This is a genomic window from Herbaspirillum camelliae (assembly GCF_001929405.1).
Classification (GTDB): domain Bacteria; phylum Pseudomonadota; class Gammaproteobacteria; order Burkholderiales; family Burkholderiaceae_D; genus Herbaspirillum; species Herbaspirillum seropedicae.
This window is the reverse complement of sequence record NZ_KV880769.1, coordinates 5431992-5443627: the sequence shown is the minus strand read 5'-3', so window position 1 is coordinate 5443627 and position 11636 is coordinate 5431992. Positions and strand designations below refer to the sequence as shown.

Annotated in this window: 11 protein-coding genes; 4 read left to right on the top strand and 7 right to left on the bottom strand. The window is 64.6% G+C overall.

Translation table 11 applies throughout. The features are described from left to right. Positions 1-76 precede the first annotated feature (76 nt). Positions 77-1531, top strand: coding sequence for a D-alanyl-D-alanine carboxypeptidase/D-alanyl-D-alanine endopeptidase (gene dacB / locus BGK68_RS24365; protein ID WP_143433154.1), 1455 nt, complete (start codon positions 77-79; stop codon positions 1529-1531). Between the two features lie 16 nt (positions 1532-1547). Here dacB and BGK68_RS28100 read toward each other — a convergent pair whose 3' ends face one another. Genes BGK68_RS28100 through BGK68_RS24345 form a run of 4 tightly spaced genes read right to left on the bottom strand, consistent with a single transcriptional unit; the run spans position 1548 to position 3865 of the window. Continuing rightward, positions 1548-1844: a hypothetical protein gene (locus BGK68_RS28100; RefSeq protein WP_198937254.1), complete on the bottom strand. Its 297-nt coding sequence runs from the start codon at positions 1842-1844 to the stop codon at positions 1548-1550. A gap of 10 nt (positions 1845-1854) precedes the next feature. Then, on the bottom strand, positions 1855-2388 hold the full coding sequence (locus BGK68_RS24355; protein WP_075259196.1) for a TPM domain-containing protein: 534 nt from the start codon (positions 2386-2388) through the stop codon (positions 1855-1857). Position 2389: 1 nt separating this feature from the next. Further along, on the bottom strand, positions 2390-3250 hold the full coding sequence (locus BGK68_RS24350) for a TPM domain-containing protein (RefSeq protein ID WP_198937253.1): 861 nt from the start codon (positions 3248-3250) through the stop codon (positions 2390-2392). A gap of 21 nt (positions 3251-3271) precedes the next feature. Continuing rightward, complete coding sequence (locus BGK68_RS24345; protein WP_075259194.1) at positions 3272-3865, bottom strand: LemA family protein; 594 nt, start codon at positions 3863-3865, stop codon at positions 3272-3274. 166 nt (positions 3866-4031) lie between these two features. Between BGK68_RS24345 and pyrF the strand changes: the two genes are divergently transcribed. Further along, positions 4032-4850, top strand: coding sequence for an orotidine-5'-phosphate decarboxylase (pyrF, locus tag BGK68_RS24340; RefSeq protein WP_075259193.1), 819 nt, complete (start codon positions 4032-4034; stop codon positions 4848-4850). A gap of 92 nt (positions 4851-4942) precedes the next feature. On the opposite strand, the gene BGK68_RS24335 is transcribed toward pyrF, so the two are convergent. From BGK68_RS24335 to thiL, 3 genes are all read right to left on the bottom strand, one after another. Beyond that, positions 4943-5425: a CinA family protein gene (locus BGK68_RS24335; protein WP_075259192.1), complete on the bottom strand. Its 483-nt coding sequence runs from the start codon at positions 5423-5425 to the stop codon at positions 4943-4945. A 141-nt stretch (positions 5426-5566) separates the two neighbouring features. Beyond that, complete coding sequence (locus tag BGK68_RS24330) at positions 5567-6109, bottom strand: phosphatidylglycerophosphatase A family protein (protein ID WP_075259191.1); 543 nt, start codon at positions 6107-6109, stop codon at positions 5567-5569. Next, entirely contained in the window at positions 6106-7071 is a 966-nt protein-coding gene (gene thiL / locus BGK68_RS24325) for a thiamine-phosphate kinase (RefSeq protein ID WP_075259190.1), read from the bottom strand. Before thiL ends, BGK68_RS24330 begins: the two co-directional genes overlap by 4 nt. Positions 7072-7447: 376 nt before the next feature. Here thiL and BGK68_RS24320 point away from each other — a divergent pair, with 376 nt between their 5' ends. Next, on the top strand, positions 7448-9760 hold the full coding sequence (locus tag BGK68_RS24320; RefSeq protein WP_075259189.1) for an NADP-dependent malic enzyme: 2313 nt from the start codon (positions 7448-7450) through the stop codon (positions 9758-9760). A gap of 445 nt (positions 9761-10205) precedes the next feature. Next, entirely contained in the window at positions 10206-11579 is a 1374-nt protein-coding gene (locus BGK68_RS24315) for an MFS family transporter (RefSeq protein ID WP_075259188.1), read from the top strand. The last annotated feature ends 57 nt before the right edge of the window (positions 11580-11636 follow it).

Genomic DNA, 11636 nt, shown 5'->3' with positions numbered 1-11636 from the left:
TGGCCCGCGTCGCGCTCCCCGGGCAAGGCACAGCCGGCTTCCCCTATAATGATGGGCCCTCATTCCAGGTTCCATCATGCTTCGTCCTGTGCTGCGCCTCCCTGTTCGTCTTCCTTGTTCCCGTCTGTCTTGCCTGCCCCTGCTGGCGGCTTTGCTGTTGCCCATGGGCCATGCCTTCGCCCAGAGCCTGCCGCCTGCGGTGGTCGGCGCGCTGCGCGTGGCGCATATCCCGCAACAGAATACCGGCGTGCTGGTGATCGACACCGAGGGCAGCAAGCGCGTGTTGGTCTCCAATAACATCGGCCAGCCTTTCAATCCGGCCTCGGTGATGAAGCTGGTGACCACCGATGCCGCCCTCGAAATGCTGGGGCCGACCTTTACCTGGAAGACCCAGGCCTATATCGACGGGACCTTGGCCGGGGGCGTGCTCAATGGCGACCTGATCCTCAAGGGCGGCGGCGATCCCAAACTGGTGCTGGAGAATTTCTGGCTGCTGCTGCGCCAGTTGCGTGCACGCGGTATCCAGGATATCCGTGGCAACCTGGTGCTGGACCGCAGCTATTTTGCGCCGGCCAGCTATGATCCGGCGCAGTTCGACGGCGATCCGCAAAAGCCCTATAACGCCGGCCCCGACGCACTGTTGCTGAACTATCGCACCCAGGCCTTCCGCTTCGAGCCGGATGCGGCCAGTGGTACGGTCTCGGTGAGCATGGATCCGCCCATGGCCGGTTTCACCATCACCCCGCCGCGCCTGTCGCAGGAGCCTTGCGGCGACTGGCAGGGAAAGCTCATGCTCAATAACGACGTCAGCGGCGCGACCTTCAGCGGCAGTTATTCCGCCGATTGCGGCGCGCGCGTGTGGTACGTGCATCCCTATCGCATGAGCAATGTGCAGTATGTGGGGGCGAGCTTTGCACAGATGTGGGCCGATCTCGGCGGCCGCTTTGCGGGCCGTGTGCTCGATGGGCAGGTCACGCCATCGGCGCGGATGATGGTGGAGGTGCAATCACCCGCGCTGCCCGAGGTGATCCGCGACATCAACAAGTACAGCAACAACGTGATGGCGCGCCAGGTCTTGCTCACCCTGGGCGCGGAGATGACCGGCCAGCCTGGCGACCCGGTCAATGCCGCGCGCGCGGTGCGTGGCTGGCTCGGCGACAAGGGCATCGATACCAATGGCCTGGCCATCGAGAACGGCGCTGGGCTGTCGCGCATCGAGCGCGTCACGCCCGGCCTGCTGGCCAATGTGCTGCTGCAGGCCTGGCGCTCGCCGCTGATGCCGGAATTCGTTTCCTCGCTGCCGCTGGTCGGCTATGACGGCACCATGCGCCGCCGCCTGAAGACCCAGGGCGTGGCCGGGCAGGCGCACATCAAGACCGGCACGCTCAATGACGTGCGCTCCATCGCAGGCTATGTGCAGGCGGCCTCGGGCAAGACTTATGTGGTGGTGTTCCTGATCAATCATCCGGCTGCGCCCAATGGGCAGAAGGCGCAGGATGCCTTGTTGCAGTGGGTCTACGAGAACGGTTGATCAGCAGGCCGGCGCTTCAATCGCAGCCGCCGCCACCGCCGTCGCCGCCACCGCCACCGCCTCCATCCCCGCCGCCGCAGTCTCCACTGCTGCCACCATCGGCAGCGCTGTCGGAGCCGTTGCTGGCATCTCCGGCCCAGGCGGCGCCATTGCCGCCGGCTACACCGGGGCTGGAGTACCTGACGCTGTTGTAGTAGGAGGGCGGGCGATAACGGGCCGGCAGCAGGGCGTGCTGCTGCGGCCGCGTCGAGCGGCGCAGGATCAGTCGCAGGATGAAGAACAGCGCGACCAGCGCCAACAGCCAGAAGAGCATCTTCATCGCGTCAGAGCAGCAAGGGTTTGTCGGAGAGTTCGTTGGGCATATCGCCGGTGGCATCCGGTTCCCGCGGCAGGACCTTCCCCAGGATCTCGTGCAGGCTCGCCAGCGCCTGCAGCGTGCTGGCTTCATATTCACCCTGGGCATAGCCGGCCGTCATCGCCCGGCAGACCTGCTGCCATTGCTCCCGCGTGACACGGGCATTGACCCCGCGATCCGCCACGATCTCCACCTTGCGGTCCGCCAGGTTGATGTAGACCAGGACGCCGCAGTTTTCTTCGGTATCCCAGATGCGGTAATGCGAAAACAATTCATGCGCGCGCTGCCGGGCGCTGTCGCCGCGTCGCACGGCGCCCAGTGACAGCGCCGCTTCGACGATCACGCGCACCTGGGCGCGATGCTCCCGCTCGCCTGCGCCGATGCTGGCCTGGATGGCTTTGAGCGTGGTGGACGGAAACGCCCGTCGCGCTGCCGCCCGGGTCATGCGCAGGTGGCGCAGCAGGCGCGTAGGCATTGAGGGTGAGGTATGGTTGTGAGGCATGTCACCAGTCTCCCGAGGCGCCGCCGCCGTCAAAGCTGCCGCCACCGCCGGAAAACCCGCCTCCCGAGGAGCCGCCAAAGCCACCGCCGCCACCGCTGCCACCCGAGCGCGGCCAGCCGCGTCCGGAGCTGGCCTGGCGGGCGGCTTCATCCAGGATGCTGCCGATGATGACGCCTGCGGTGGTGCTGCGGCCGCGTCCCCAGTCATTGTCGTTGAGATTGTTGCGGCTGCCGCGTCGGGACTTGAGCAGCACGCTGAAGAACACCACCAGGAACAGCCCGATCACCAGCAAGGTGATCCAGCCACCGCCATCGCTGGTCTGCACCGTGCCGGCCTGGCGCTTGGCCGGTGGCAGTTTTTCCTGCTCCAGCAGAGTGGTGATGGCGGTCACGCCGGCGGCCAGGCCGCCATAGAAGTCGTTCTGCCGGAAATGCGGGGCGATCACGTCTTCCAGGATGCGCTTGGATTGCGCGTCCGTCAGGCTGCCCTGCACGCCGCGTCCGGCTTCGATGCGCAGGCGGCGCAGCGACTTGGGATTGTCCTTGGCGACGATCAGGATCACGCCGTCATCGATGCCCTTGCGGCCCAGCTTCCAGGCGTCGGCCACGCGGATGCTGTATTGCTCGATGGCTTCGGGGGCGGTGGAGGACATCAGCAGCACGCCGATCTGGCTGCCGGTGCGCTGCTCGATCTCGGTGAGCACGCCTTCGAGCGCCTGGCGCTGCTGTGCTTGCAGCAGGTGGATCTGGTCGATCACATGCCCCGACAGCGGCGGCACCGGCACCAGGCCGTCATCGGCGCGGGCCGGGCCGGCCAGGGCCAGCCACGCCAGCAGCCAGCAGCTCAGGAGCAACTTGCGCATGGCCAAGTCCGAACTCCCGGCTTACTTGCCGAAGTTGACCGTGGGGGCGGTCGAGATGGCTTTTTCGTTTTCCACCGTGAAGGAAGGCTTCACTTCATAGTTGAACAGCTTGGCCGTGAGATTGGTGGGGAAGCTGCGTGCCAGGATGTTGTAGTCCCGGACGGCGGCGATGTAGCGCTGGCGGGCCACGGTGATGCGGTTCTCGGTGCCTTCCAGCTGCGATTGCAGGTCGCGGAAGCTGGTGTCGGCCTTCAACTGCGGATAGTTCTCGGAGACGGCCATCAGGCGCGACAGCGCCGAGGACAACTGGCCCTGCACTTCCTGGAATTTGGCGAAGGCCTTGGGGTCGTTGAGCACTTCCGGGGTGATCTGGAAGCTGGTGGCCGCTGCCCGGGCGCGGGTGACGGCTTCCAGGGTGTCCTTCTCGTGGGCGGCATAGCCCTTGACGGTGTTGACCAGATTGGGGATCAGGTCGGCGCGGCGCTGGTACTGGTTGACCACTTCGCCCCAGGCGGCCTTGGTGGCTTCATCCTTGGCCTGGAAGTCGTTGTAGCCGCAGCCGGAGAGGGTGAGGGCCGTGAGGGCGATGGCCAGCCAGGCGAAGAGTTTTTTCATTTTGTCATTCCTCGTAGCAAAAAGTGAAGCAAAGGGAGCGCGTAAGACCAGAATATCCGCATGAAGTGCCCGATGTTCTGTGAAAACCGCGGAACATCAGTCAAAAAACGAGATTGGGGCAGGCCGGCGCGCTACAATAGCGCATCTTTCAGTTAAAGGCACCACCGTGACATTCATCGAGAAACTCAACGCTGCGTGGACTTCGCGCAATTCCCTGTTGTGCGTCGGCCTGGACCCCGACCTCAAGAAATTCCCGGCCGAGCTGCAGGGCAAGCCTGATGCGATCTTCGAATTCTGCCGCGCCATCATCGATGCCACCGCCGAAGCGGCCTGCGCCTTCAAGCCGCAGATCGCCTATTTCGCCGCGCTGGGCGCGGAAGAGCAACTGGAACGTATCTGCGCCTATCTGCGCACCAACTACCCTGACATCCCCCTGGTGCTGGACGCCAAGCGCGGCGACATCGGCGCCACCGCCGAGCAATATGCCCGCGAAGCCTTCGAGCGCTACGACGCCGACGTCGTCACCGTCAGCCCCTACATGGGCTGGGATTCGGTCTCGCCCTACCTGGAATGGAAGGATCGTGGCGTGATCGTGCTGTGCCGCACCTCCAACGCCGGCGGCTCCGACCTGCAATTCCTGGAAGTCGATGGCAAGCCGCTGTACCAGCACGTGGCGCGCCTGGTGGCCGAGAAGTGGAATACCAACGGTCAATGTGGTCTGGTGGTCGGCGCCACCTTCCCGCAGGAGCTGGCCCAGGTGCGCGCCATCATCGGTGACATGCCGCTGCTGGTGCCAGGTGTGGGTGCGCAGGGTGGGGATGTGCAAGCCACCGTGACCGCTGGCAAGACCGCCGCCGGCACCGGCATGATGATCAATTCCTCGCGCGCCATCCTCTACGCCACGCCGCAGGCCGGCGAGGACTTCGCCGCGGCGGCGCGCCGCGTGGCCATCGAGACGCGCGACGCCATCAACCGCTTCCGCTGATCTGCATCCGAATCGGCCTGCGCATGCGGGCATGAAAAAGGCGGCGTCTCCTCGCGGAGCGCCGCCTTTGTCTTGGGCGGGGCGATTCAGGTTCAGTCGGCCAGCAGCTTGAGCAGGCCCTTGAGGCTGTGCTCCACCGTCTGGGCGCGCACCTGCTGGCGGTCGCCCTTGAAGACCAGCCGTTCGGTATAGGTCTTGTCACCCACGCGCCAGCCGAAGCAGACGGTGCCGACTGGTTTGCCCGGCACCGCGCCGCCGGGGCCGGCGATGCCGGTGGTCGATACGGCCACGTCCGAACTGCTGTTGGCAATGGCGCCTTCGGCCATGGCGCCGGCGATCTCTTCGCTGACCGCGCCGTGCTGGGCGATCAGGGCTTCGGAGATGTCCAGCAATTCATTCTTGGAAGCATTCGAATAGGTCACGAAACCGCAGTCGAACCATTCCGACGATCCGGCGATTTCGGTGATGGCGTGGGCGATGCCGCCGCCGGTGCAGGATTCGGCAGTGGCCAGGAGCAGGCCTTTGGCTTTGAGCGTCTGGCCGACGCGGGTGGCTAGGTCTAAGGTGCTGTCCATGAGTCTCATCCTCAGCTGTGCCGCGATCCCGGTATCTGCAGCGGGCCGGGTCGCGGTCGGTTGATCAACGACTTGCGGGCCCTAGCATACTCCCTTGTCAGGATTTGTTGTATCGGACAGAGGAGGATTGTTCACTTCACATCACCAATAAGTGCGCCAGAACGCAAACACCAGCAGGGTATAGAAGGCCGCCACGATGTCATCCCACATCACGCCGAAGCCGCCCTTGAAGCGGCGGTCGAACCAGGCGATCGGCGGCGGCTTGACCATGTCGAAGAAGCGGAACACCACGAAGGCGGCGAACTGCGTCTTCAGGCTGGCCGGCATGACCAGCACCAGTACCAGCCAGAAGGCGATGATCTCGTCCCAGACCATGCTGCCGTCGTCGGGCGAGTTCAGCGCCTGCCCGGTGCGCTGGCAGGCCCAGATGCCGATGATGAAGCCGGCGGCAATGATGACCAGCCAGTTGGCGGCGGTGAACACCTGCGGCCAGCGGGTGCTGAGCACGGCATAGGAGAGCCAGGCGAAGAGCGTGCCGGCGGTGCCGGGCATGATGGGCGAGAGGCCGCTGCCAAAGCCCTGGGCGATCCAGTGGGCCGGATGGGCCAGCATGAAATGCGGGGTGGGCTTGCGTTTTCTGGGGGCGGCGGGCGGCGGCGGGAAGGGCGAGGAAGCTTGGTTCATGAACGGAAATGGTCGAAGGAATCCGGCGTCTCCTGCAGGGCTTCGCCGGAGGCGTCCAGCAGGCGCAGCCCGGGGGCGGCGTCGATGCTGCCGATGCGGGTGACGGCGGTGCCGGCGGCCTGGGCGGCCTTGTAGACGGCGTCGCGCTGGCGCACCGGGGCGCTGAAGCAGAGTTCATAGTCGTCGCCGCCGGAGAGCGTGAAGCGGCGGCGCAGGTGCAGGTCGCGCTGTTGCAGCGCCGCGCCGGCGGGCAGTGCGTCCACGTCCAGCGTGGCGCCGACGTGCGAGCGCTGCAGGAGATGGCCGAGGTCGCCGGCCAGGCCGTCGGAAATGTCGATGGCGGCGTGGGCTATGCCGCGCAGGGCCAGGCCCAGCGCCACCCGCGGGGTGGGCGCATGCATGCGCGGCGCGGCCAGCGCCAATTCGTCGGCGTTGAGCGCGCATTCCTGGCGATAGGCGGCCAGGGCCAGGCGCGCATCGCCCAACGTGCCTGAGACCCAGAGGTCATCGCCGGCGCGCGCCGCATCGCGGCGCAGTGACTGTTGCGGGGGGACTTCGCCGAAGACGGTGATGCTGATGGTCAGCGGCCCCTTGGTGGTGTCGCCGCCGATCAGTTCGCAGCCATGCGCATCGGCCAGCGCCAGCATGCCGCGCGAAAAGGGTTCCAGCCAGTCGGCCCGGGCTTCCGGCAGCGCCAGCGCCAGCGTGAAGGCGATCGGCTGCGCGCCCATGGCGGCCAGGTCCGAGAGATTGACGGCCAGGCACTTGTGGCCCAGCGTGAAAGGATCGGCATCGGGGAAGAAATGGCGACCGCAGACCAGCATGTCGCTGGAGATGGCCAATTGCATCCCCGGCGCCGGCGTCATCAGCGCGCAGTCGTCCCCCACGCCAAGCGCAGTGCGGCTGTCGGGAGCGGTCGGTCGGCTGAAATAGCGCGCGATGAGTTCGAATTCGGAAAGCATGCGGGGATTGTAACCAATCCGTCATGGCTTCTGGAGCACAATATCGCGCATCTGCGCCGATGTTGCGCTGCGCACAGGCTTGGTTGCGCTGCATCAGCGCGCTAGGGGTTTTCCCCAATACCGCCGCTGGAGAGGGACTGGCAGCCTGTGGGATGGGAAATGAAGCTGCGCGCAATTGCGCGTATCACACGACAACCGGACGTCATCTGGCCCTTGAAAGCGCATGTTCGCGAACATCATGGGCTTCGCCTGACAGGCCGCAAAGCCAGTCCCGAAAAGGCTTTGCGCGGGGCAGCATGAGTCCGTCGGCCTATGATTGGGGGCCGACCTCTGCTAGAATCATTCCTCTTCGCAAGTCAACTAGAGAATACAGAGTATGGATTCGATGATCAGTAAGAAAGAAGAAGTGCGTCAGCAACTTCGTCAGGCAGCGCTGGACTACCATGAGTTTCCGACCCCGGGCAAGATCGCTGTCACGCCCACCAAGCTGCTGACCAACCAGCGTGATCTCTCCCTCGCGTATTCTCCCGGCGTGGCCGCGGCCTGCGAAGAAATCGTGGCCGACCCGCTCAACGCCTTCCGCTACACCGCCCGTGGCAACCTGGTGGCCGTGATCACCAACGGCACCGCCGTGCTGGGACTGGGCAACATCGGTGCGCTGGCTTCTAAGCCGGTCATGGAAGGCAAGGGCGTGCTGTTCAAGAAGTTCGCTGGCATCGACGTCTTCGACATTGAAATCAATGAAACCGACCCGGACAAGCTGATCGACGTCATCGCGGCCCTGGAGCCGACCTTCGGCGGCATCAACCTGGAAGACATCAAGGCGCCGGAATGCTTCTACATCGAGCGCAAGCTGCGCGAGAAGATGAAGATCCCGGTCTTCCACGATGACCAGCACGGCACCGCCATCATCGTCGGCGCGGCCATCCTCAACGGCCTGAAGGTCGTGGGCAAGGACATCAAGAACGTCAAGCTGGTGGTCTCCGGCGCCGGCGCGGCTGCGCTCGCCTGCCTGGACCTGATCGTCGACCTGGGCTTCCCCATCGAGAACATCTACGTCACCGACCTGGCCGGCGTGGTCTACAAGGGCCGCAAGGAACTGATGGACCCGGACAAGGAACGTTTCGCCCGCGAAACCGAGGCCCGCACCCTGGCCGAGGTGATTCCGGACGCCGACATCTTCCTGGGCCTGTCCGCCGCCGGCGTGTTGAAGCCCGAGATGGTCAAGCAGATGGCGGCGCGTCCGCTGGTGCTGGCGCTGGCCAACCCGACCCCGGAAATCCTGCCGGAAGAGGTCAAGGCCGTGCGTGACGACGCCATCATCGCCACCGGCCGTTCGGATTATCCGAACCAGGTCAACAATGTGCTGTGCTTCCCGTACATCTTCCGTGGTGCGCTCGACTCGGGCGCCACCACCATCACCCGCGAGATGGAAATCGCCACGGTGCATGCTATCGCCGAGCTGGCCCAGGCTGAGCAGTCCGATATCGTGGCTTCGACCTATGGCATTTCCAACCTGTCCTTCGGCCCGGAATACATCATTCCCAAGCCCTTCGACCCGCGCCTGATGATCAAGATCGCGCCGGCCGTGGCGCGTGCTGCCGAAAGCTCGGGTGTGGCCGCTCGTCCCATCCAGGACATGGACGCCTACATCGAGAAGCTGGAGCAGTTCGTCTACCACAGCGGTACCTTCATGCGCCCGATCTTCCAGGTCGCCAAGAAGGCCGCCGAGGCCAAGAAGCGCATCGTCTACGCCGAGGGTGAAGAAGAGCGCGTGCTGCGTGCGGTGCAGGTGATCGTCGATGAAAACCTGGCCAAGCCCATCCTGGTGGGCCGTCCGGAAGTGCTGGAACAGCGCATCCAGAAGTTCGGCCTGCGCCTGCGCGCCGGCACCGACTTCGAGGTCATCAACCCCAACTTCGACAACCGCTACCGCGACTACTGGCAGACCTTCCTGGAGATGTCGCGCCGCAAGGGCGTCACCGAGCAGTACGCCAAGCTGGAAATGCGCCGCCGCCATACCCTGATCGGCTCCATGGCCATCCACAAGGGTGACGCCGACGGCATGATCTGCGGCACCTACGGCACCACCCAGCTGCACCTGCACTACATCGACCAGGTGCTGGGCAAGCGCGAAGGCGTCAATGTCTATGCGGCGATGAACGCGGTGATCCTGCCCAATCGCCAGTTGGTGATGGTGGACACCCACGTCAACGAGAACCCCAACGCCCGCGAGCTGGCCGAGATCACCATGCTGGCCGCTGAAGAAATGCGGCGCTTCGGCCTGCATCCGCGCGCCGCGCTGCTGTCGCACTCGAACTTCGGTTCCAGCAACAGCGAATCGGCCCGCAAGATGCGCGACGCCCTGGCCATCCTGCGCGAAATCGCGCCGGAGCTGGAAGTGGACGGCGAAATGCACGGCGACACCGCGCTGGATTCCAAGCTGTTGAATGCAGTGATTCCGGATTCGCCGTTGAAGGGCGACGCCAACCTGCTGGTCATGCCCAACATCGATGCCGCCAACATCGCCTACAACCTGCTCAAGACGGCGTCGGGCAATGGCGTGGCGATTGGCCCCATCCTGCTGGGTTGCGCCAAGCCGGTGCATATCCTGACCCCGTCGGCCACCGTGCGCCGCATCATCAACATGACCGCCTTGTGCGTCATGGATGCGCTGTCGGAGCGTTGATCGCAGGCTAGGTTGATAGGTTGATGAGTTGCAGGCTCGGCCTGCTTCCCTTCAGACCATGAAAGCGGCGCATGTCGAAAGGCATGCGCCGCTTTTTCATGGGCGCAGCGGTTGGGGAATGGATGGATTCCCGGACAGTCGGCAAGGCAGGATTCCGGGAATCCGCATTGCTCGCATTCGGCCCAAGCGCTGGGTCCTGGATATTTCCTGTTGAATCAATGACTTGGCGTTCTGTCGTGCGTCACCTTGTGCTGGCACGAAGCCTGCAATAAGCGAACAAAACAAAAGCAAGCACGGAGACAGACCCCCTGATGCGGGCCAGCATCGTTGCTACATGGACAGCTTCATGTCGCGTCTCCGCCTGCCTTGTTCCTACCCAAGAAAAGCAAGACGACCCGCTGCCCCATCCACTGCGGACGAGGTGCGGCCCACACAGGAGATTTCCATGAGCGACACCACGCAAGCGAGCACCCCCTTGAGCGCGGCCGAATACCGCAAGCGCATCTTCGCCATCCTTGGCGCTTCGTCAGGCAACCTGGTCGAATGGTTCGACTTCTATGTCTATTCCTTCTGCGCGATCTACTTCGCGCCGGCCTTCTTTCCCAAGGGCGACGCGACCAGCCAGTTGTTGAATACCGCTGGCGTGTTCGCTGCTGGTTTCCTGATGCGTCCTATCGGCGGCTGGCTGTTTGGCCGCATCGCCGACAAGCATGGCCGCAAGACCTCCATGCTGATCTCGGTGCTGATGATGTGCGGCGGTTCCCTGGCCGTGGCCGTCATGCCGACCTACGCCACCATCGGCGCCTGGGCGCCGGCGCTGCTGTTGCTGGCGCGCCTGTTCCAGGGCCTGTCGGTGGGCGGTGAATATGGCACCTCGGCGACCTACATGAGCGAAGTGGCGCCCAATGGCCGTCGTGGCTTCTTCGCCTCCTTCCAGTATGTGACCCTGATCGGCGGCCAACTGCTGGCGGTGCTGGTGCTGTTCGGCATGCAGCAGTGGCTGACCAAGGCCGAGCTGATGGCCTGGGGCTGGCGCGTACCCTTCGTCCTGGGGGCGGTCGGTGCACTGGTGGCCATGTATCTGCGTAGCTCGCTGGCCGAGACCTCTTCGGCAGGCGCGCGCAAGAAGAAGGACGCCGGCACGCTCAAGGGCTTGCTGCAGCACAAGCGCGCCTTCCTGAACGTGGTGGGCTTCACCGCCGGTGGTTCGCTGATGTTCTACACCTTCACCACCTACATGCAGAAGTATCTGGTCAACACCGCCGGCATGGACCCGAAAGTGGCCAACGGCGTCATGACCGGCGCGCTGTTCGTCTACATGATCCTGCAGCCTATCTTCGGCGCCATTTCCGACAAGATCGGCCGCCGCAATTCCATGCTCTGCTTCGCTTTCTTCGGCATGGTCGGCACCTTCCCCATCCTGCATTTCCTCAAGGATGTCAGCAGCCCCGGCGTGGCCATGGCGCTGGCCATCCTGGCCCTGACCATCGTCAGCTTCTACACCTCCATCAGCGGCCTGATCAAGGCCGAGATGTTCCCGCCGGAAGTGCGGGCCCTGGGCGTGGGGCTGTCGTATGCGGTCGGCAACGCCATCTTCGGCGGCTCGGCCGAGTTCGTGGCGCTGTCGCTGAAGTCGGCGGGCGTGGAATCTGCCTTCTATTGGTACGTGAGTGCGCTGTGCCTGGTGGCCCTGATTATCAGCCTGCGCATGCCTGATCCGCAACGCGACGGCCACCTCAAGGGCGATGTCGCCATGAACCCGGACGAGCATCAGGGCGAGGCCGATGCCGCTGCCGGCAAGCTGCACAAGCCGGCTTGACCGGTCGGGGCAAGCGCCGCTGCGTCCGATGGCGCAGGGCGCGTTATCATGACGCCT

Coding starts and splice junctions, on each gene's coding strand:
- dacB (WP_143433154.1), top strand. CDS start 77: ATGCTTCGTCCTGTGCTGCGCCTCCCTGTTCGTCTTCCTTGTTCCCGT.
- BGK68_RS28100 (WP_198937254.1), bottom strand. CDS start 1,844: ATGCTCTTCTGGCTGTTGGCGCTGGTCGCGCTGTTCTTCATCCTGCGA.
- BGK68_RS24355 (WP_075259196.1), bottom strand. CDS start 2,388: ATGCCTCACAACCATACCTCACCCTCAATGCCTACGCGCCTGCTGCGC.
- BGK68_RS24350 (WP_198937253.1), bottom strand. CDS start 3,250: ATGCGCAAGTTGCTCCTGAGCTGCTGGCTGCTGGCGTGGCTGGCCCTG.
- BGK68_RS24345 (WP_075259194.1), bottom strand. CDS start 3,865: ATGAAAAAACTCTTCGCCTGGCTGGCCATCGCCCTCACGGCCCTCACC.
- BGK68_RS24335 (WP_075259192.1), bottom strand. CDS start 5,425: ATGGACAGCACCTTAGACCTAGCCACCCGCGTCGGCCAGACGCTCAAA.
- BGK68_RS24330 (WP_075259191.1), bottom strand. CDS start 6,109: ATGAACCAAGCTTCCTCGCCCTTCCCGCCGCCGCCCGCCGCCCCCAGA.
- thiL (WP_075259190.1), bottom strand. CDS start 7,071: ATGCTTTCCGAATTCGAACTCATCGCGCGCTATTTCAGCCGACCGACC.
- BGK68_RS24320 (WP_075259189.1), top strand. CDS start 7,448: ATGGATTCGATGATCAGTAAGAAAGAAGAAGTGCGTCAGCAACTTCGT.
- BGK68_RS24315 (WP_075259188.1), top strand. CDS start 10,206: ATGAGCGACACCACGCAAGCGAGCACCCCCTTGAGCGCGGCCGAATAC.